The organism is Phyllobacterium sp. K27, from assembly GCF_054796155.1.
This window is the reverse complement of record NZ_CM139240.1, coordinates 281,569-302,725: the sequence shown is the minus strand read 5'-3', so window position 1 is coordinate 302,725 and position 21,157 is coordinate 281,569. Positions and strand designations below refer to the sequence as shown.

Genomic DNA, 21,157 nt, shown 5'->3' with positions numbered 1-21,157 from the left:
AGATCAATGCTTTTATGGATCGCTATAGTCAGTCCGCAGACTGTCACAATCCGTAAACCTGCAAGAGGCTCTTCATACGGCTGATTGCAAGATCAGGCTGGTCCAGAACATTTGCTGCATCAGCGAGACGGAAAATATCCGCATAATGAACGATGCCGCGGGCCGATTGCATTCCGGCTGGCATGACAAAATGCGACTGGTGGCCGTTGAGCCACGCAAGAAATACCACGCCGGCTTTGTAATATTGTGTCGGGGCTTCGAAAATCTTGCGCGAGAGCGGGACTGTGGGTTCAATCACCGAACGGAATGCCTGCGTTTCGCCTTTGGCCAAGTGGGCAAGGGCGTTGGAGGCAGCCGGAGCCACTGCATCGAAAATGCCAAGCAAAGCGTGGCTGTAGCGTTCGCCATCGCCTTCGATCAGTTCCGCGTAATTGAAGTCATCGCCTGTGAAGCAAAGAACGCCTTCCGGCAGACGTTTGCGAAGTTCGATTTCCTTGGCATTGTCGAGCAACGAAATCTTGATGCCCTCAACCTTGTTCTTATTGTCATTGATGATGGCAAGCACTGTCTCCAGCGCATTGTCGAACGAGGAAGATCCCCAATAACCGGCAAGCTGCGGATCGAACATATCACCCAGCCAATGCAGTATAACTTTCTCCCGGGTTTGCCCGAGAATATTTCCATAGACAGCTCGATAATCTTCACCCGATCGAGCCACGCGGGCAAGCGCCCGACTTGCCATCATCACCGCGCGGCCACCTTCCGCCTCGACGAAATCGATCTGTGTTTCATAGGCGTCGATGACATCCTGGAGCGTTCTGGCGTTTTCAGGGGCGAGCTGGTCTGTTCCCGCGCCACAGGCAAGGTCGGCACCCGAAACGGTGCGTGACTCTGCAAGTGACCGGCGGATCAATTCGCGCGCGCCTGTCCAGTCCACGCCCATGCCGCGCTGAGCAGTATCCATCGCTTCTGCAAACTTGAAACCGAGCGACCATAGATGATGGCGAAACGCCATGGTCGCATCCCAGTCGATAGCCGGTGCGCCCCATGGGGCCACATCCCGGAGCGGATCAGACACCACATGCGCCGCCGCATATGCGATGCGATTGAACGTCGGAGGATTGGACGGGAAATTAAATGGGCTGCCCACCAGCTTGTAATTGGTGATTGCACCGTTCTGGTCTGGCAACTGCAAGGTGTGAGGCATGTCATCGCTCCCGTCGAATAAAGCACAAATATTTTGGAACGATCCAAAATACAAGGAATAAATCTGGAATGAGCGAGGTTTGCTGCAAAACTGACGGATTGCAGTGAAATACCGAATTGTTTTGGAAGAATGTCGAAAAATTCCGGTAGAATCTCCACCGACAAGGGAAGAATTGGTGTGATGGGTTGTGCAGATTATTCGCTTGATCTTTTTGGAACGTTCCAATTATATGATGCAATAATTGGAGGATGTCACTTTTGAGCCGGACCAGAACAAGCATCGTGGACATTGCGCGCGCCGCTGGCGTGTCCAAATCCACTGTGTCGCTGGTCCTCCAGAAGAGCCCGTTGGTCAGCGATGCGACCCGTGAAAAGGTCAATGCTCATATCAAGGAGCTCGGCTATATTTATAATCGCGGCGCTGCCAATCTTCGTCAGTCCAGATCGAAAATCGTTGGTATTGTTGTCAATGATTTGACCAATAGTTTCTTCGCCGAACTCGCTGTTGGCATGGATATGGTGGTTCAATCGGCCGGTTATGTTCAGTTCCTTGCCCATAGCGGTGAGAACGTTGATCGCCAGCGCGAAGTCATCGCCTCCATGCGGGAGAATGGTATTGCAGGTCTTATCCTGTCGCCAGCACGGGGGACAGAAGCGAGTGATATCAAAGACTTGGCCGATAGCGGTATTCCGGTCGTGGTAGTGGTCCGTAATCTGCCCGGCGCAAAAGTATCGACGCTTTTGTCAGATAATTATGCGGGTGCAAAAGCGGCTGTGCGCCATTTGGTCGAGTTGGGACATCGCCGGATTGCATTCATGGGCGGGTTTCAGGATACGGCAGTCTTTGGCGAGCGGCTCCGTGGATATCGCGATGCATTGCAGGATGCGGGCATCGCGGCCGAAGACAAATACATCATCCATTCTGCACCCTCTCGAGCTGGCGGGGTCATTGCATTGGAACGCCTGATGACCATTCCGGAACGTCCGACCGCAGCCTTGTGCCTCAATGATGCTGTGGCATTCGGTGTTTGCGATGGGCTGCGCGCTAATGGACTTGAGCCGGGAAAATCCTTTGCAATCATAGGCTTCGACGATGTGATTGAAGCAAAAACCGCCGTTCCAGCGCTGACGACCGTGTCCGTTGATCCTCAGGGAATGGGTCAGCGAGCGGCTCAGCTACTGCTCAAGCAAATCAATTCAGGGCAGCGCGATCAAGAGGCGGTCATGACATCAGTACGACTTGTTGTGCGCCAGAGCTGCGGCGCACCCATAAAACAACCGGAGGAAGTGGCGTGATACGTTGGGGATTGATCGGGGCGAGCACTATTGCGCATGAATGGGTGATTGATGCGATCCGGGCCAATGGCGGCGAGATTGTTTCGGTCATGAGTACCAATGCGGAGCGTGGTGCAAAATATGCCGCCGATCACGGCATTCCGCATTCTGTCACGGCCCTGGATGCGCTGTTGAACGAGCAACCCATTGATGCCGTTTATATTTCTACGACGAATGAACTGCATAAGGAGCAGGTTCTGGCTTCAGCAAAAGCGGGAAAGCATGTCCTGTGCGAGAAGCCTTTGGCGACAAGCCTGGCTGACGCGAAGGTGATGGTTGAAGCCTGCAAGGCTGCAAATGTTGTTTTCGCGACCAACCATCATTTGCGCAATGCCGCGACTCATGCAGCCATGCGCGATGCAATTGCTGCTGGCAAGATCGGCAAACCGCTGGCTGCCCGGGTATTCCATGCCGTTTATCTGCCACCGCATTTGCAGGGCTGGCGGCTTGATCGACCCGATGCCGGTGGTGGCGTCATTCTGGATATCACCGTGCACGACACGGATACGCTGCGCTATGTCTTGGGCGATGATCCGATAGAAGTCGTTGCTTTTACTCAACAAAGTGGTTTGGCAAAAGCTGATCTTGCTGATGCCGTCATGGGCACCATGCGTTTCAAGTCCGGCCTGATTGCTATGTTTCATGATGGGTTTACGACCACATATTCCGATACCGGATTTGAGGTGCACGGCACTGAAGGGTCTCTTGTTGGCCGTAACGTGATGACACAAAAGCCGGTTGGCGTTGTGACGTTGCGTAATGCTGACGGTGAAAGCGAGTTGAAGCTCGACCACAAAAATCTTTACGAAACAGGCATTGCCAAATTCAACGCGGCAATAGCTGGAAATGGCAAGCCAGCAGCAGGCGGCGAAGATGGATTGTGGTCTCTTGCCGCGGGTCTGGCGGTAGTAGAGGCTGCGAAAACCGGCACGGTCCAGCCAATTGATCCTGGTCTTTAAGAAGAACGAAAAAGAAGTATGAACAAGCACATAACCCCGGAACAGGCTGCTGAACTCATCCCCGATGAAGCCATTATCTCGGTGTCTTCATCGAGTGGTCTCGGCTGTCCGGATCTAATGCTGAAAGCGATCGGCGCACGTTTTGATGCGACGGGACATCCGCGCGATCTTACTACGCTGCACCCCATCGCGGCTGGTGACATGAGTGGTATCAAGGGTGTGGATTATATTGCCAAGAAGGGGCTTTTGAAGAAGATCATCGGAGGCTCTTATCCCTCGGGTCCTTCCACGGCCGAACCGCCCTTGATCTGGCAGATGATCGGCAATGATGAGGTTGCGGCCTATAATGTTCCATCCGGCATTCTGTTTGATATGCACCGCGAAGCAGCCGCCAAGCGTCCGGGCGTGTTGACCAAAGTCGGATTGGATACATTTGTTGATCCGGACCGGCAGGGCTGCGCCATGAACGCCTCAGCTGCAAAAGAAGCACTCGTCCGGAAGATCAATTTCGAGGGTGAGGAATGGCTGTTTTTCAAGCCCATCATCCCGCAGGTCGCCATCATCCGCGCCACGACTGCCGACGAGCGCGGCAATCTCACTTACGAGCATGAAGGAGCCTATCTTGGTGGTTTCGATCAGGCACTGGCCGTGCGCAACAATGGCGGCATCATTATCGCGCAGGTAAAGCGGATCACAAAAAGCGGGTCGTTGAAGCCGCATGATGTGCGTGTTCCCGGCATTCTGGTTGATTATATTGTTGTTGATCCGGACCAAAAACAAACAACGCAAACTGTATATGACCCCGCTATTTCCGGGGAGATTTTCCATCCGCTGGAAGATTTTGCGCTTGCCGATTTCAATATCCAAAAGGTTATTGCGCGCCGTGTTGCCAGCGAATTGGAGGCAGGCAGCGCTGTCAATCTCGGCTTTGGCATTTCGGCGAATGTGCCGCGTATTCTGCTTGAAGAAGGTCTGCACGGCGCTGTCACCTGGGTGATCGAGCAGGGTCCGGTCGGTGGCATCCCACTCCTCGATTTTGCATTCGGCTGTGCATCCAATGCGGAAGCCTTTGTCCCTTCGCCGCACCAGTTCACCTATTTTCAGGGCGCGGGCTTTGATGCCTCTCTCCTGTCCTTTCTGGAAATAGACAAGTCCGGCTCGGTCAATGTCTCAAAGCTCAGTTTTCGCCCTCATGTGACGGCGGGTGCAGGCGGCTTCGTCGACATCACTGCACGAGCCAAGAAGATCGTTTTCTCCGGCATGTTTAATGCCGGCGCTAAAGTGCACATCGAAAACGGCGGGCTTGTTATCGAGAAGGAGGGCAAGCTGAAAAAGCTTGTCAACGAAGTCGAGCACGTCACCTTTTCCGGGCGCAGGGCGATAGAACAGGGTCAGGATATCACTTACGTAACCGAACGTTGTGTCATGGTGCTGCGGCCGGAAGGAATGGTTCTCACGGAAATCGCCCCGGGGATCGATGTGCAAACGGATATTTTTGACCAATCAGAATTCCCGCTGGTTGTTGCGCGTGATCTGAAGTTGATGGACGCCCATTTGTTTTCGCCAGAGCCGTTTGGTTTGAAATTGTCTCTGAAGAAGCCAAGGACACTCCATGACTGAGCCACGTATTCACGTTTCGATTAAAGGGCACGTCGCAACCATAACCATTGCGCGACCTGAAAAACTGAATGCTCTGGACATTGGCATGCTCAAGGAGCTGAGTGCTGCTTGTGATGAGATTGAAGCAGATAATCAGGTACGTGTTGCAATCCTGACAGGGGAAGGAAAAGCGTTTTCCGCTGGCGGTGATATCAAAGCTTGGGCAGCAATGACGCCGAATGAATTCGGCCATGCCTGGGTCCGTTTTGGCCATCGTATTTTCGAGCGCCTGGCGACATTGCGGGTGCCGCTGATTGCAGCGCTCAATGGGCATGCGCTGGGTGGCGGGCTTGAGCTTGCTGCGGTAGCCGATATCCGTATTGCAGAAGCGCATATCAAGCTCGGTCTGCCGGAAACGGGCCTGGGGATGATTCCCGGCTGGTCAGGCACTCAGCGCCTCACCTTGCGCTTTGGCGCGCAAGCGGTGCGCCGCATGGCTTTGGGCGGCGAGGTTTTCAGCGCCGCTGAAGGCCTTGACCTCGGTCTGGTGGATCATGTGGTCGAAACGGGAACTGCACTCAACGCAGCGCAGATTTATGCAGAGCGGATTGCGAGGCGCGGACCTTCCGCCACCGAAGTGGCAAAGCTCATGATCGCTTCTGCCAATGGCGAAGACAATGGAACAGCGGTTGAAGCCTTGGGCTCGATCCTCGTAGCAAAGACAGCGGACCTGAAAGAAGGTGTTTCGGCATTTGCCGAAAAGCGCCCGCCCGCGTTCAAAGGAGAATGGTAATGACAGTTCTGGTGCGTCCACAAGCACTTGAGAATTTCAAGGTACGTGAATTCCAAATGTTGATTGATGGCAGGTGGACCAACGGCGCTGCTGGCGATGTCATTGAACGCAAGAGCCCGGGGCACGGTGTTGTTGTATCGCGTTATCAGGCTGGTACCAAGGCTGACGCGGAACGCGCAATCGCTGCCGCGCGTGCTGCGTTTGACACTGGCCCGTGGCCGCATATGACCGGAGCCGAGCGTTCGAATATATTGCTTAAAGCAGCGGATCTCATCGCTGCCCGTGCCGACGAACTTGCTTATCTTGATTGTATTGAATCCGGAAAACCCATCAGTCAGGCAAAAGCTGAACTGGGTGGTGCAGTTGATATCTGGCGCTATGCGGCTGCTCTTGGGCGCGATCTTCATGGGGAAAGCTACAATACGCTCGGCGAAGGAACACTTGGCGTCGTGTTGCGTGAAGCAATTGGCGTTATCTCCATTATTACACCCTGGAACTTTCCATTCCTGATCGTCAGTCAGAAATTGCCATTTGCGCTGGCTGCTGGCTGCACCGCGGTGGTGAAGCCATCGGAACTCACATCGGGTTCAACTTTGCTGCTTGGCGAAATATTGATGGAAGCAGGCGTGCCTTCAGGCGTTGTCAATATCGTTGTCGGAACAGGCCCTGAGGTCGGTGCACCCATGACGATGCACCCGCATGTTGACATGGTGTCTTTTACGGGCTCAACCGGGGTCGGCAAGCTGACCATGGCCAATGCAGCGCAGACTTTGAAAAAGGTCTCGCTGGAGCTTGGTGGAAAGAATCCCCAGATCGTGTTTCCGGACGCAAATCTGGACGATTTCATTGATGCGGCGGTCTTCGGGGCTTATTTCAATGCGGGGGAGTGCTGCAATGCCGGTTCGCGTTTGATCGTCCATCGGGATATTGCGGACGATGTTGTGGCGCGTGTCGCTGCCCTGTCGGCAAAGGTGAAAGTCGGCGATCCGCTTGATCCGCAGACCAAGGTCGGCGCCATTATCACTCCGGAACATCTAGCGAAGATCAACGATTATATTCGCACCGCAGCCTCGTCAGGAGCGGCCATCAGCCATGGTGGCGAGCTGTTGAATTTAGGCATGGGGCAATTCATGTCGCCAACAATCCTCTCCGCAGTTGAGCCGGAAATGGCTGTTGCGCGCGAGGAGGTTTTCGGTCCCGTATTGTCGGTTTTGACATTCGACACTTTGGAAGACGCGGTTCATATAGCGAATTCCATTGATTATGGTTTGTCTGCTGGGGTTTGGAGCCGCGACTTCGACACCTGTCTGAATGTGGGGCGCAGGGTGCGCGCAGGCACTGTCTGGATGAACACCTTTATGGATGGCGCATCGGAACTGCCATTTGGAGGGTATAAGCAATCCGGCCTTGGCCGGGAACTCGGGCGGCATGCCGTCGAGGACTACACAGAGACCAAGACATTGAACATGCACATAGGTAGTAGGAAAGTAGTATGGTCAGCCAGTTAAATCGATTGTAATAGCCATTCAGCATACTGTATGAATGCTCTGTACTTGGGGACATTCAGTCGGTTTTGTTGGATTTATCTCTTTTTTCTCATGGGAGGACGTAATGAAAAAGTTGATGAACACAGTTGCCGCCGCAGCCATGCTGATGGGCGTTGCAACGGCAGCTCGCGCTGCTGAAAACGTCGAGGTTCTGCACTGGTGGACATCCGGTGGCGAAGCGACGGCACTTGAGGTGCTGAAGAAGGATCTGGAAAGCAAAGGCATCAGCTGGTCTGATATGCCTGTCTCCGGCGGCGGTGGTACAGAAGCCATGACGGTTCTGCGTGCTCGCGTCACAGCCGGAAATGCTCCGACCGCTGTGCAGATGCTCGGCTTCGATATTATCGATTGGGCAAAGCAGGGCTCACTGGGCAATCTCGACGAAGTGGCGGCAAAAGAAAAGTGGGACGATGTAATCCCGACAGCCCTGCAGAAGTTCTCGAAATATGATGGTCACTGGATTGCAGCCCCCGTCAATGTGCATTCGACCAACTGGATCTGGATCAACAAGGCTGCGCTGGACAAGGCGGGCGGTAAGGAACCTGCGAATTGGGATGAGCTGATTGCTCTTCTCGACAAGTTCAAGGAGCAGGGCATTACGCCGGTCGCCCACGGCGGTCAGCCTTGGCAGGACGCAACGATTTTCGACGCTGTTGTTCTGTCGCTCGGCAATGACTTCTATAAGGCTGCATTCATTGATCTTGATCCGGCTGCGCTCGGCGGCGAGAAAATGAAGGAAGCCTTTGACCGCATGACCAAGCTGCGTAGCTATGTGGATGACAACTTCTCTGGTCGCGACTGGAATTTGGCTTCCGCAATGGTCATCGAGAACAAAGCTGGTCTTCAGTTCATGGGCGACTGGGCAAAGGGTGAATTTGTCAAAGCCAAGAAGGAGCCGGGCAAGGATTTCGTTTGCATGCGCTTCCCCGGCACTCAGGGCTCTGTGACATTCAACTCTGACCAGTTTGCGATGTTCAAAGTCAGTGAAGAAAAGGCCAAGGCGCAGCTCGTTATGGCTTCTGCAATCGAAAACCCTGTCTTCCAGTCAGCATTCAACGTGGTCAAGGGTTCTGCTCCTGCCCGTACCGATGTTCCCGATACAGACTTCGATGCTTGCGGCAAGAAGGCGATCAAGGACCTTGCTGAAGCCAACGAGGCAGGCACGCTCTATGGTTCGATGGCTCACGGACATGCCAACCCAGCAGCAGTGAAGAATGCGATTTACGACGTGGTAACGCGCCAGTTCAACGGCGATATTTCGTCGGAAGACGCTGTCAAGGAACTTGTCGCAGCTGTTGATGCTGCCAAGTAAGCCATGCATCTCTGTTCGGGGCGACACTGCCCCGAACAGTTTTCCGCAACTGCGCGGCAATGATAATAATACTTAATTGAAGGGGTGAGGCTATGGATACCCGCAGCCGCATACAGGACCTTATACCGAAGCTGGTATTGGGACCGAGCTTCCTGATCATATTGTTTTTCGTCTATGGGTTCATTGCCTATACGGGCGTTCTGTCCTTTACGGACAGCAAGATGTTGCCCTCATACGGGTTTGTCGGTTTGGAAAATTACCGCAAACTTTGGGCGCTGCCGCATTGGTGGCGGGCAATAACCAATCTTGGCATTTTCGCTTCCCTTTACATCATTGTTTGCACAGTGATTGGGCTCGGCTTGGCTATCCTGCTCGATCAGAAAATTCGCATCGAAGGTTTTCTCCGCCCGATTTATCTTTATCCGATGGCGCTATCCTTCATCGTGACCGGCGTTGCATGGAAATGGTTCCTCGATCCGGGTATCGGTCTTGAAAACACGATGCATCAATGGGGATGGGCGAGTTTTTCATTTAACTGGATCAAAGATTCAAAGATGGCAATTTACACGGTTGTCATTGCAGCTGTGTGGCAATCGTCAGGTTTTGTCATGGCTATGTTCCTTGCAGGACTCCGCGGCGTTGACAATGAAATCATCAAAGCCGCCCAGATTGATGGTGCCTCGACCGGCATGATTTACCGCCGTATTATCATTCCGCTGATGCGCCCGGTATTTCTTTCAGCCTTCGTCGTGCTCGCCCATCTTGCCATCAAGGCGTACGATCTGGTTATTGCATTGACAGGCGGCGGGCCGGGGCAGGCTACAGAATTGCCTGCAACATTCATGTATTCCTATACGTTCACCCGCAATTCCATGGGCATAGGTGCATCGTCGGCAATCATCATGTTGATCATGATCTTTTCGATCATTATTCCATATCTTTACTCTGAAATCAGGGGAGGCAACAAATGAGTGCCCCAAGCCCCGACAATGCCATCAACAGCGGGAAGCTGACGCGTGCATTGATATACACGGCGCTGTTCCTGTTCGCGTTCTATTATCTATTGCCGCTCTACGTCATGGTGGTGAACTCGCTCAAGACGCTGGATGAAATCCGGCAAGGCGGAATGTTGTCACCGCCACGCGAATGGACAATCGAGCCTTGGCTTTCCGCTTGGTCAACCGCGCAGATCGGCGTGCAGCCAACAGGTCTGCGCCCCTACTTTATCAATTCGATTATCATGGTTGTTCCAGCCGTTGCGATTTCGACAATCCTGGGTGCATTGAACGGCTACGTTCTGACAAAATGGAAGTTCCGCGGTTCGAACGTGATGTTCGGAATGCTGTTGCTCGGTTGTTTCATACCATTTCAGATCGTACTCATTCCAATGGCGCGAGTCCTTGGCATGTTAAACATGGCGGGTACCATTCAGGGCTTGATCCTCGTTCACGTCATTTATGGACTGGGATTCACAACGCTATATTTCCGCAATTATTACGAAGCGTTCCCCACGGAACTGGTGCGTGCTGCGCAGATCGATGGCGCAAGCTTCTTCCAGATATTCCGGCGCATCCTCTTGCCTTCATCTGGCCCGATCATTGTCGTTTCGGTCATTTGGCAGTTTACCAATATCTGGAATGATTTTCTTTTTGGCGCGTCGTTTTCCGGATTCGACAGCACACCCATGACGGTTGCTCTGAACAATCTCGTCAATTCATCCACGGGTGTGAAGGAATACAACGTGCATTTCGCTGGCGCCATACTCGCAGCGCTGCCAACTCTCATCGTCTACATCGTCTCCGGACGCTATTTCGTCCGCGGCCTCATGTCCGGCGCCGTGAAGGGATAAATCAATGTCATTTCTCCAAATCAAAGACCTGCATAAATCATACGGCAATGTGCCGATTCTGAAGAACATCAATATCGAGATCGATGAGGGCGGTTTTCTCGTTCTCGTCGGTCCATCCGGCTGTGGCAAATCTACTCTGCTCAATACCATTGCCGGACTTGAGCCGATTACTTCGGGTGACATATCCATCAAAGGTAAATCGATCAGCGGGTTACATCCGTCCAAGCGCGATATTGCCATGGTTTTCCAGTCCTATGCGCTTTACCCCAACATGACTGTTGGCGGTAATATTGCCTTCGGCATGGAAATTCGTGGCGTTCCCAAGCCTGAGCGCGAAAAGGCAATCAAGCAGGTCGCCGACATGCTTCAGATCGGCCACTTGTTGGATCGCAAGCCAAGCCAGCTTTCAGGCGGCCAGCGTCAGCGCGTTGCCATGGGCCGAGCGCTTGTACGCAATCCGCAAGTGTTTCTGTTTGACGAGCCTCTATCCAATCTGGATGCCAAGCTGCGTGTTGATATGCGCACGGAAATCAAGCGCCTGCATCAGCGCATGAAGACGACGATCGTTTATGTGACCCATGATCAGATCGAAGCCATGACGCTAGCTACCAAAATTGCCGTTCTGAAGGACGGAGTTTTGCAGCAGTTTGGAACGCCAGCTGAAATTTACAACAACCCGACCAATCTTTTTGTTGCAGATTTCATGGGGTCGCCCGCGATGAACCTGCTTCAAGCAAAGATTGATGGAGGAGCATCGGACCTTCATGTATCCTTGGAGCGCCCAGACGCGGCTCCATTAAGACTCCCGATTAAAAAGACAAACGCTGCGCTTGCAGCCTATGCTGGCAAGGATGTTGTATTCGGTATCCGTCCTGAAGCACTCACAGACCCGGACGGCGCGGACAGGAATGCAGCGTCTTTGGCCGAAGGCGACTGTCTGATCGAAGTGGTGGAACCCGCCGGATCGGATACTTTTGCTGTGACGAAGCTTGGCGGCAAGGAAGTAGTGGCACGTCTACGCGCAGATGCGCATATTCTGCCGGGCCAGAAAACCCAGCTCGCTTTTAATTTGGATAAAGCCGTTTTCTTCGACCCAGAATCACAACTTCGTATCGGCGCCTGACCAAAGCGCCGATGGGTCAGAGCTTATGTCAATAAATATGCAACCGCGCACAACTGCTGATATCGTCATCATAGGCTCTGGCGTGGGCGGCGCCACCATGGCGGCTGGTCTGGCGGCATCAGGTGCTGACATACTCATTCTCGAAGCAGGGGATCATCTTCCTGACCGCCCGGAAAACCGTGATCCACGGGCTATTTTCCAGAAGGGCGTCTTCCGGCCCAATGAGATTTGGTATGACGAGACAGGCAAAGCCTTCAACCCCGGCAACTACTACAATGTAGGTGGAAATTCGAAGTTCTACGGTGCAGTACTTACGCGTTACCGTGCCGAGGATTTCAAGGAAATGCAGCATATGGAGGGAGTCTCTCCTGCTTGGCCATTCTCCTACGAGGAACTGGAGCCTTGGTACTGCAAAGCGGAAGGGCTGTTTCAGGTTCGTGGCATGCTTGGCGAAGACCCGACAGAGCCGGAACACTCAAAGCTTTATGATTTCCATCCGGTACCGGATGAAGCTCCCATCCGTTTGCTTCGCCAGCGTCTCAAGAATGCGGGCGTCCATCCATTTTCTCTACCGCTTGGTATCGATATCGACACATGGCTTTCGCATGGCAAGACGCCTTGGGATGCCCATCCCAATAGCTTCAATGGAAAGATGGATGCGGAAACCACTGCTTTGGCTGCTGCGTTGAAACATGAGAATGTCCAGCTTCAGACGAACTCGCGCGTCATCCGGCTTGAAACAGCCGCTGACGGGAGGACGATCACCACTGTCCATTACGAGACTGGTGGCCAACGTTTTATGATCATGCCAAAGCTCGTCATTCTATCTGCCGGCGCAGTACAATCGGCGGTTCTGCTTTTGCGTTCTGCCAACGACGCCAACCCAACAGGGCTGGCCAATCGTACCGATCAGGTCGGGCGTAATTTCATGAACCACAACCTTTCGGCTGTTATTGGCTTTGACCCTCGCTTTAGAAATGATTCCGTTTATCAAAAGACCTTGGGCTTCAACGACTTCTATCTTTCAGACGGAAAGGGCGGGGCACCGCTGGGCAATGTTCAATTGCTTGGCCGCATTAGTGCACCCGTTCTGAAATCAGATTTGAAACACGTTCCGGAGTGGCTGCTGGAACGGTTCTGCGCTCATACGGTTGATTTTCTAGCCATGAGCGAAGATGTGCCGAAGCCGGAAAGCCGCGTTCGGATTGACGGTGACAAGATCGTTCTGGAGTGGATACGAAGCAACTGGCCCGCACATCAAAGACTGGTGGCGCAGATCAAGAGGGTGCTGCGTGCGGCGGGCTTCCCTTTGGTTATCTCCAAAGCTTTCGATCGCAAGACCCCTTCGCATCAGTGCGGAACAGTACGCATGGGGAGCGACCCAGCAGCCGCGCCACTTGATACATATTGTCGTGCCTACCAGCACCCCAACCTTTTTGTGGTTGACGCCGCGTTTCTGCCAACCTCTGCCGCGGTTAATCCCGCACTGACCATCGCTGCGCAGGCGTTGCGCGTTGCTGACCACATCGTTGCAAAGGAGCTAAATTGATGCGGCGACCGGTTGCACTTGTGACAGGGGCTCGCCGTGGCATCGGCCTCGGGATCGCCAGAGCATTGGCGTCCAAAGGATTTGATCTGGCGATTACCGATTTAGCCGCCGACAAAGCCAGCGAATCTGCGCTGGAGACATTGCGGAATATTGGTGCAAGAGCGTTTTTTATCCAAAGCGATATTGCTGATCTCTCCGCACATGCGCAAACGGTGCAAACCATTATCAGTGAGTTTGGGCAGATCGATTGTCTGGTCAACAATGCAGGAATTGGTTCAAAGGTTCGCGGTGATTTCCTGGATCTGGAACCGGCCAACTATGACGCGATCTTCGACATCAACTTGCGTGGAACCGTGTTCTTCACGCAGGCAGTCATTCGCGCGATGCTTCGGGAAAAATCGGTCGAAAAGCCGCGCTCGATTATCAATATTACATCCGTATCGGCAGCGATGTCCTCGCCCGAACGCCTTGACTATTGCATGACGAAGGCTGGCCTTGCAGCTTTCACACAAGGGTTGGCACTGAGATTGGCCGAACATGGCATCAGTGTTTTCGATGTGCGACCCGGAATTATCCGTTCTGACATGACCGCCGTCGTCACTGAAAAGTACGACAAGCTGATTTCGGGCGGATTGGTGCCGATGAAACGTTGGGGTGAGCCCGACGATCTTGGCCGTATTGCCGCTGCACTGGCAAGCGGCGACTTCAACTTCGCCACAGGCAGCGTCATCCATGCGGATGGTGCACTTTCCATAAGCAGGCTCTGATATGAAAACCTATGACTATATCATCACCGGGGCAGGGCCAGCAGGCTGTGTGCTGGCAAACCGGTTGAGCGAAGATAAAGATGTCTCGGTTCTCCTGCTTGAGGCTGGCGGGGGCGACTGGAATCCACTTTTTCACATGCCTGCTGGCTTTGCCAAAATGACGAAGGGTGTCGCCAGCTGGGGCTGGGAAACCGTGCCGCAGAAGCATATGAACAATCGCGTTCTTCGCTACACGCAGGCCAAGGTCATCGGCGGAGGTTCAAGCATCAATGCCCAGCTTTATGCGCGCGGCAATGCCACTGATTACGACCTGTGGGCCAATGAGGATGGTTGCGCAGGCTGGAGCTATCGGGACATTCTACCCTATTTTAAGAGAGCTGAAGACAATCAGCGCTTTGCCGATGATTATCACTCCTATGGCGGCCCGCTCGGCGTTTCGATGCCTGCCGCCACATTGCCGATCTGCGATGCCTATATCCGGGCAGGGCAGGAACTCGGCATCCCCTACAATCATGACTTTAACGGAAAGCAACAGGCGGGTGTAGGTTTTTATCAGCTTACGCAGCGTAATCGACGCCGTTCATCAGCGTCCATGGCTTATCTGGCACCCATTAAGAACCGCAAGAATTTGACAGTGCGTATGGGTGCGCAAGTGGCAAGAATCGTTGTCGAGGGAACGCGGGCTATTGGTGTGGAAATCATCACAGGCAAGGGACGCGAGGTGATCCGCGCAGACCGCGAAGTTCTGGTAAGTTCTGGTGCGATCGGATCGCCAAAGCTTTTGCTGCAATCGGGAATTGGCCCGGCTGACCACCTTAGAAGCACCGGCGTTTCGGTGGTGCATGATCTGCCGGGCGTCGGTGAAAATCTGCAAGATCACCTTGATCTTTTTGTCATCAGCGAATGCACTGGCGATCATACCTATGATGGCGTTGCCAAGCTGCATCGCACACTGTGGGCAGGGCTTCAATATGTACTGTTCCGTTCTGGCCCCGTGGCTTCCAGCCTCTTCGAAACGGGCGGATTCTGGTATGCGGATGCCGATGCACGTTCGCCCGATATTCAGTTTCATCTGGGGCTTGGCTCAGGCATCGAGGCGGGCGTGGAGCGCTTGAAGAATGCAGGAGTAACGCTGAATTCTGCCTATCTCCACCCGCGTTCGCGCGGAACTGTGCGCCTGCGTTCGGGAGATCCTGATGCGGCACCATTAATTGACCCCAATTACTGGAGCGATCCTCATGATCGCAAGATGTCAATTGAAGGGCTAAAGCTTGCGCGGGAGATCATGCAGCAAGCGGCACTCAAGCCATATGTCCTTGCCGAGCGCTTGCCGGGACCAAAGTACAATTCCGACGAGGAGCTTTTCGAATATGGCTGCGCCAATGCGAAGACGGATCATCATCCGGTCGGTACGTGCAAGATGGGAACGGATAGCATGGCCGTGGTTGATCTTGAACTGAAGGTGCATGACATGCAGGGGCTACGCGTTTGCGACAGCTCAATCATGCCGCGTGTTCCATCAGCAAACACCAATGCGCCGACAATCATGGTGGGGGAGAAAGGGGCTGACATGATACGCAACATGACTCCTTTGCCGCCCACTATATTTTCCAGTGAGCTTAATGCAAAACGCCCGCGGGCGCGGGTGCATGTAAGCTGAATGAATTTAGCCGGAAAGGCTCTATTGGTGTAGCCTTGTGTCGAGAAAAACGCCCGCTTCACGCGCAGCGCTGATAAAAGCTTGTCGTGCCTTGTGAGCAGGTTTCCAGCCATCGAGGGCATCCATGCATACCTGCAAAGCGCGCCGATAACCCGGCCCGCTTTTCACGGGCCAAAGACTGCGCAGGCATTCGACCGCTTCCCAAACGCTGGATACAGCCCGTTGTCCGGTTTCTCCCAGAGTAATCGTAACAGGGATGGGAAAACGCTTGTCGTTCATCACTTCCTCCATAGATAGAATCAGACGGATGATCTCCGTCAGACTGACACTTCAATGTGTCTGGAGTTCGTCGGGTTCCATGACAATTTGATGATTTTTTACCGCATCTCTGGCGGCATTGAGCCGACTTCTTCCAGGAGCCATTTCAGGAAAATTTGCATGGCTGGACGCTGCGGACGGTCATCTGGACAGGTTAGCCAATAGGCATGGTTACTCATAAAGCCATAGCCTTGCGGATTGGCAAGTTTACCCGACGCAAGCTCATCGGCAATCAAGCCACGTGGCACCAAAGCAAGACCCTGACCGGCTATTGCAGCACGAATAACGAGGGCATAATAGCCAAAGTGTGTGATACGTTCTGGAGTGAAATCCATAATGTTGTGCGCAGCAGCGAACTCGCCCCAGCGAAGGGGTGTGTGTTTGTGATCAAGAAGCGGAAATGAGCAAATATCCGCGGCAGTATGAATACCGCCATTTTTGGCTAGAAAGTGTGGTGCTCCTACAAGAGCAACCTGACGTCCGAAGAGATAATAACTGTTCTGTCCGGTCCAATTGCCTTCGCCAAACCGAAATGCCGCATCTGCCTGGTTGATCAAATCAGCTGTAGCGAAGGTAGATAACTCGACATCAATTTCGGGATGCGCATCCGCAAAGCCGGCGAAGCGGGGAATTACCCAGCGGTCTCCCATGATGGGCAGAATATGGAGCTTGATTGCATTTGGCGACGAGCCCAAAGCGGCAATGCGCAAGGTTGCGTTTTCCAGTGCGCCCAAAGCCACGCGCGCCTCGGTGATATAGATCCGGCCTGCTTCCGTAGCGGACAGGCCATAGGGCGTTCGTGTAAAAAGCGCAGTTCCGGCTATCTGTTCGAGTGTTTGAAGTTGCTTGCTGACAGCGCTCTGGGTCATATTCAGAGCCCTTGCGCAAGCCGTCGTGCTTCCTTGCTCGGCAATCATGACGATCACTTGCAACGCACGCGTAGATGGATAATTGCGGCCGGCAACCATTTCGATGGCCCCGTCAAAAGTTGATATATGGGTATTCCATTTTGGAATGGTTACGCGAAATAAATTCGTTTGTCGCGCTTAAAGCACAACCATAAGCTTCAAAATAACGAGAATAAGGGAACAAAATTATGGCTGAGCAATCCGCGCGCCTGTGGGGTGCACGTTTCAGAGCGAGTCCATCTGCAGAGCTGGCGGCACTATCAAGATCTGAAAGCAGCTATTTTCGGCTCGTGCCCTACGATATCGCTTCGTCAGCGGCCCATGCCCGTGAACTTGTTCGCGCAAACATCCTTACGGCTTCTGAAGCTGATCAAGTATGCTCTGCCTTGGAGACGATTGGAGAAGAGCATAGATCAGGAGCCATTTCTCCCTCTCCGGCCGATGAGGACATCCATACATTTCTTGAACGCGTACTGGGCGAACGCGTTGGCATATTGGGAGGAAAGCTGCGTGCGGGGCGATCCCGCAACGATCAGGCTGCCAATGATCTAAAACTATACCTCCGCGATACCGCCCGCAGGATCGGCTTTGATATGCTGATACTCCAATCTGCATTGGTCGAGCAGGCAAAGCAACATATCGAAACGGTGACCACCGGCTTTACACATCTGCAACCGGCGCAACCCGTCAGCTTCGCGCATCAACTGCTCGCGCACGCCCAAACCTTTGCCCGTGATTTTGAGCGGTTACAGGACTGGGATCGCCGTGCAGCACGCTCGCCGCTGGGTGCAGCAGCACTGGCAGGATCAGCCATTGCAATGCATCCGGAAATGTCCGCACAGGAACTTGGGTATGACGCTCCATGCGAGAATTCAATTGATGCGGTGGGCAGCCGCGATCATGTGGCCGAGTTCCTTTTTGTCATGGCAATGTTCGGCGTCCACCTGTCGCGTCTCGCCGAGGAGTTGTTTCTCTGGTCTTCACGGCAATTCCGCTGGATCGAGATGGATGATGCCTATGCAACAGGGTCTTCAATCATGCCGCAAAAGAAAAACTGCGATATTGCGGAACTGACGCGCGGTCGCGCTTCGCGTCTGATCGGCAGTTTGACGACGATGCTGGTCGCGCTGAAGGGGTTACCCTTCGCCTATAATCGTGACTTGGCCGAAGACAAACATGCAGCCTTTGATACGATTGATGCATTGGAACTGGTCGTTCCGGCCATGGCCGGACTGATCCGTACAATGCGCGTGAATGTCGACCGGATGCAGCAGCATTCTGTCGAAGGCTTCACACTGGCCACGGAAGTTGCGGACTGGCTGGCCAAAAAGGGTGTGCCATTCTCGGAAGCGCACGAAATTACAGGTGCACTCGTGCGTTATTGCGAGGACCACTCGATCGGTCTGGAGGATTTGAGTAACGACGATCTTGCTACAGTCGATACGCGGCTGCACCCGTCCATCAAGTCAGCATTGACTGCAAGAGCAGCTATCGAAGCGCGCAAAGCTTATGGCGGAACGGCACCTGACAGGGTGAAAGAACAAATCGGGCGGTTGCGTGATCTGTTGAAAGAACAACAGGAGTGGTTGAATTTTTATTCCGGTCCCAGATTTGAAAGGTAAGACACATGGCACGCGTCGATAGTACCATTTCCATTCCGCCGGCAAAGTATTCGATTGCTCACCTTCATCATCAGCCTCGGCGGCACTATGGGCGCTGGTTGGCTGCCAGCCTTATCATTCTGGCATTGGCTTTGGTTGTCAAAGCATTCGCGCAAGGGCAGATTGCATGGCCCGTCGTCGCTCAATTTTTTACAGCGCCCGCGATTCTGTCCGGGCTCTGGAACACAATCCTTATGACGATTTGTGCCATGGCGCTGGGGCTTTTCCTTGGTGTTGTCTTTGCCATCATGATCATGTCGCCGAACCCCGTGCTCAAATATGTCGCCGTGTTCTACATATGGTTTTTCCGGGGAACACCGTTGCTGTTGCAACTCCTGCTCTGGTTCAATCTTGCGCTGATTTTCCCGACATTGGGTATTCCCGGTCTGTTTGAAATGCGCACCGTGGATTTCATGACGCCCTTCATGGCGACATTGCTCGGACTTGGCATTAATCAAGGAGCCTATACTGCGGAAGTGGTGCGTGCAGGCATTCTTTCCGTAGACAATGGTCAGATCGAGGCGGCGAAAGTTATCGGAATGACCCGCCTTACCATGTTGCGCCGGATCATTCTGCCGCAGGCAATGAGGGTTATCATTCCGCCGGTTGGCAATGAAGTCATCAGCATGGTCAAGCTCACATCGGTCGCCAGCGTGATCGGTTATGCAGAAATTCTACGCAATGCGCAGTCTGTCTATTATGCAAATAACCGCGTGATGGAATTGCTGATTGTTTCTGCCATCTGGTATCTCGTCGTGGTGACCATACTTTCTATCGGGCAGCATTTGCTTGAGAAGCATTATGCGAAAAGCCAAGGCCGCCGCGACGCCAAGCGCGTGACGCCCACAGAAGCAGAGGGAGCGTAACAATGTCCTCCATGGTTGTTGCAGTCGATCTCGACAAGTTTTTTGGTGATTTTCAGGCGCTGGACAAGGTTTCGCTGGAAATCGAACATGGCGAAGTCCTGTGTATCATTGGCCCGTCTGGATCAGGCAAAAGCACATTGCTGCGTTGTATAAATCAGCTTGAACGAATTGATTCCGGTGCAATATGGATCGACAATGAGCTCATTGGTTTCAGGCAGGACGGCGACAAGCTCTACCAGCTGAATGATTCGGAAATTGCGCGACAACGGCTTTCAAGCGGCATGGTGTTTCAGCGCTTCAATCTGTTCGCACATATGACAGTGCTTGAGAACATTATTGAAGGCCCTGTCACTGTGCAAAAACGCGCCAAAAGCGTGGTCATTCCAGAAGCTATGGCGTTGCTCAAACAAGTGGGGCTGACGGACAAGAAAAGTTCCTATCCCAGCGAACTGTCAGGTGGTCAGCAGCAGCGCATCGCTATTGCCCGGGCATTGGCAATGAAACCAAAGCTCATGCTGTTTGACGAACCCACATCGGCGCTCGACCCGGAACTTGTCAGCGACGTTCTCAATGTCATGCGTGACCTGGCAAGAAGCGGAATGACCATGGTCGTTGTTACGCATGAGCTCGGCTTTGCACGCGAAGTCGCAAACCGTGTGGTGTTCATGGATCGAGGCAAGATCATTGAAAGCGGAACGCCGCAAGAGATTTTAGGTAACCCGAAAGAAAAGCGTACGCAGGATTTTATCGCAGCCGTTTTGGCTTGAAGTGTCCATAACCATAAAAGAGGAACTCAGAACATGAACAATTATACAAAGCTCGCCCTATTGGGTGCTGCCATCGCCTTCAGCCTTCCGGCAGCAGCACAGGAACTTCCGGCGCGTATCAAGGACGCTGGCAAGATCGTCATCGCAACGATGCCAAATTATCCGCCGATCACCTATAAGGACCCGGCTACAAACGAACTTCAAGGGTTCGACATTGAGCTCGGTGAAGCGATCGGCAAAGAGCTTGGCGTCAAGGTCGAGTGGCAGGAAATTGCATTTGCCCAGATGCTGCCATCCTTGCAAACAGGTCGCGTTGATCTGGCAATGGCCGGGATGAGCGACAAAAAGGCCCGTCAGGAAACTGCTGACTTTGTTGACTACATGAAATCCGGTGCACAATTCTATACTTCCAAGGCCTTGGCAGAAGAGATCAAAACGGTCGATGATCTTTGCGGAAAATCCGTCGGTGCCAGCCGCTCTACCGATTGGCCGGCACAGATTACCGCTTGGAGTGAGAAGAATTGCGTTGCAAAAGGCAAGCCTGCGATCAATGTCACAGGCACGGAAGGGTCTGCCGATGCCCGAACCCAAATCAAAAGCCAGCGTTTGCAGGCAGCCGCCCAGGGAAATGAAACCCTACCCTACAATCAGAAGCTTGAGCCCGACACCTATGTCACAATTGGCGAAGCGTTCAGCCAATCATTGGCTGGTATTCCGGTTTTGAAATCGGAACCGCAGTTGCGCGATGCAGTGAAAGTGGCGCTTGAGAAGTTGCAGGCCAATGGAACCTATGACGCTCTTCTCGACAAATATGGTCTTCAGGCCAATAAGCTGTCGCCTGTTACCATCAACATGGGCGACTAGATTTCAATTATGACATCATCAAGAATGGTCACTCGGAAATACTGTGAGTGGCCGTTCTTGTGGTCCTGGAGTTG

19 protein-coding genes are annotated in these 21,157 nt (G+C 53.3%); 16 read left to right on the top strand and 3 right to left on the bottom strand.

From position 1 onward, the window contains the following. Nucleotides 1-43 precede the first annotated feature (43 nt). The gene (locus ACYJL1_RS01445) at nucleotides 44-1,207 is read right to left on the bottom strand and encodes a dihydrodipicolinate synthase family protein (RefSeq protein WP_460896692.1); all 1,164 of its coding nucleotides are present in this window, start codon (nucleotides 1,205-1,207) and stop codon (nucleotides 44-46) included. Between the two features lie 257 nt (nucleotides 1,208-1,464). On the opposite strand from ACYJL1_RS01445, the gene ACYJL1_RS01440 reads away from it, so the two are divergent. From ACYJL1_RS01440 to ACYJL1_RS01385, 12 genes are all read left to right on the top strand, one after another. Continuing rightward, on the top strand, nucleotides 1,465-2,502 hold the full coding sequence (locus ACYJL1_RS01440; protein ID WP_460896691.1) for a LacI family DNA-binding transcriptional regulator: 1,038 nt from the start codon (nucleotides 1,465-1,467) through the stop codon (nucleotides 2,500-2,502). Next, nucleotides 2,499-3,500, top strand: coding sequence for a Gfo/Idh/MocA family protein (locus ACYJL1_RS01435; protein WP_460896690.1), 1,002 nt, complete (start codon nucleotides 2,499-2,501; stop codon nucleotides 3,498-3,500). The genes ACYJL1_RS01440 and ACYJL1_RS01435 overlap by 4 nt, the downstream gene beginning before the upstream one ends. A gap of 18 nt (nucleotides 3,501-3,518) precedes the next feature. Then, the gene (locus ACYJL1_RS01430) at nucleotides 3,519-5,120 is read left to right on the top strand and encodes an acyl CoA:acetate/3-ketoacid CoA transferase (RefSeq protein WP_460896689.1); all 1,602 of its coding nucleotides are present in this window, start codon (nucleotides 3,519-3,521) and stop codon (nucleotides 5,118-5,120) included. Then, nucleotides 5,113-5,892 carry an enoyl-CoA hydratase/isomerase family protein gene (locus ACYJL1_RS01425; RefSeq protein ID WP_460896688.1) on the top strand — a complete coding sequence of 260 codons (780 nt, stop codon included), beginning with the start codon at nucleotides 5,113-5,115 and terminating at the stop codon, nucleotides 5,890-5,892. The genes ACYJL1_RS01430 and ACYJL1_RS01425 overlap by 8 nt, the downstream gene beginning before the upstream one ends. Next, the gene (locus ACYJL1_RS01420) at nucleotides 5,892-7,400 is read left to right on the top strand and encodes an aldehyde dehydrogenase family protein (RefSeq protein WP_460896687.1); all 1,509 of its coding nucleotides are present in this window, start codon (nucleotides 5,892-5,894) and stop codon (nucleotides 7,398-7,400) included. The genes ACYJL1_RS01425 and ACYJL1_RS01420 overlap by 1 nt, the downstream gene beginning before the upstream one ends. A gap of 103 nt (nucleotides 7,401-7,503) precedes the next feature. Continuing rightward, nucleotides 7,504-8,751, top strand: a complete 1,248-nt coding sequence (locus ACYJL1_RS01415; protein WP_460896686.1) for an ABC transporter substrate-binding protein — start codon at nucleotides 7,504-7,506, stop codon at nucleotides 8,749-8,751. 92 nt (nucleotides 8,752-8,843) lie between these two features. Next, nucleotides 8,844-9,722, top strand: coding sequence for a carbohydrate ABC transporter permease (locus ACYJL1_RS01410; protein WP_460896685.1), 879 nt, complete (start codon nucleotides 8,844-8,846; stop codon nucleotides 9,720-9,722). Then, nucleotides 9,719-10,600, top strand: coding sequence for a carbohydrate ABC transporter permease (locus ACYJL1_RS01405; protein ID WP_460896684.1), 882 nt, complete (start codon nucleotides 9,719-9,721; stop codon nucleotides 10,598-10,600). The genes ACYJL1_RS01410 and ACYJL1_RS01405 overlap by 4 nt, the downstream gene beginning before the upstream one ends. Before the next feature lie 4 nt (nucleotides 10,601-10,604). Then, a complete protein-coding gene (locus tag ACYJL1_RS01400) occupies nucleotides 10,605-11,723 on the top strand; it encodes an ABC transporter ATP-binding protein (RefSeq protein ID WP_460896683.1) in 1,119 nt (372 codons plus the stop codon). A 25-nt stretch (nucleotides 11,724-11,748) separates the two neighbouring features. Further along, nucleotides 11,749-13,272, top strand: a complete 1,524-nt coding sequence (locus ACYJL1_RS01395) for a GMC oxidoreductase (protein WP_460896682.1) — start codon at nucleotides 11,749-11,751, stop codon at nucleotides 13,270-13,272. Next, a complete protein-coding gene (locus ACYJL1_RS01390; protein WP_460896681.1) occupies nucleotides 13,272-14,039 on the top strand; it encodes a 3-ketoacyl-ACP reductase in 768 nt (255 codons plus the stop codon). Before ACYJL1_RS01395 ends, ACYJL1_RS01390 begins: the two co-directional genes overlap by 1 nt. Nucleotide 14,040: 1 nt before the next feature. Further along, nucleotides 14,041-15,699 (top strand): GMC family oxidoreductase, encoded by a 1,659-nt coding sequence (locus tag ACYJL1_RS01385; RefSeq protein WP_460896680.1) that lies wholly within the window; start codon nucleotides 14,041-14,043, stop codon nucleotides 15,697-15,699. Between the two features lie 21 nt (nucleotides 15,700-15,720). Here ACYJL1_RS01385 and ACYJL1_RS01380 read toward each other — a convergent pair whose 3' ends face one another. Both ACYJL1_RS01380 and ACYJL1_RS01375 read right to left on the bottom strand, forming a co-directional pair. Further along, on the bottom strand, nucleotides 15,721-15,978 hold the full coding sequence (locus ACYJL1_RS01380; RefSeq protein ID WP_460896679.1) for a DUF982 domain-containing protein: 258 nt from the start codon (nucleotides 15,976-15,978) through the stop codon (nucleotides 15,721-15,723). A 98-nt stretch (nucleotides 15,979-16,076) separates the two neighbouring features. After that, a complete protein-coding gene (locus ACYJL1_RS01375; RefSeq protein ID WP_460896678.1) occupies nucleotides 16,077-16,985 on the bottom strand; it encodes a LysR substrate-binding domain-containing protein in 909 nt (302 codons plus the stop codon). A gap of 128 nt (nucleotides 16,986-17,113) precedes the next feature. Here ACYJL1_RS01375 and argH point away from each other — a divergent pair, with 128 nt between their 5' ends. Genes argH through ACYJL1_RS01355 form a run of 4 tightly spaced genes read left to right on the top strand, consistent with a single transcriptional unit; the run spans nucleotide 17,114 to nucleotide 21,083 of the window. Next, nucleotides 17,114-18,547 carry an argininosuccinate lyase gene (gene argH / locus ACYJL1_RS01370; protein ID WP_460896677.1) on the top strand — a complete coding sequence of 478 codons (1,434 nt, stop codon included), beginning with the start codon at nucleotides 17,114-17,116 and terminating at the stop codon, nucleotides 18,545-18,547. A 5-nt stretch (nucleotides 18,548-18,552) separates the two neighbouring features. After that, nucleotides 18,553-19,452, top strand: coding sequence for an amino acid ABC transporter permease (locus tag ACYJL1_RS01365; RefSeq protein WP_460896676.1), 900 nt, complete (start codon nucleotides 18,553-18,555; stop codon nucleotides 19,450-19,452). 2 nt (nucleotides 19,453-19,454) lie between these two features. Further along, on the top strand, nucleotides 19,455-20,219 hold the full coding sequence (locus tag ACYJL1_RS01360; protein ID WP_460896675.1) for an amino acid ABC transporter ATP-binding protein: 765 nt from the start codon (nucleotides 19,455-19,457) through the stop codon (nucleotides 20,217-20,219). Between the two features lie 33 nt (nucleotides 20,220-20,252). Beyond that, nucleotides 20,253-21,083: an ABC transporter substrate-binding protein gene (locus tag ACYJL1_RS01355; RefSeq protein ID WP_460896674.1), complete on the top strand. Its 831-nt coding sequence runs from the start codon at nucleotides 20,253-20,255 to the stop codon at nucleotides 21,081-21,083. The last annotated feature ends 74 nt before the right edge of the window (nucleotides 21,084-21,157 follow it).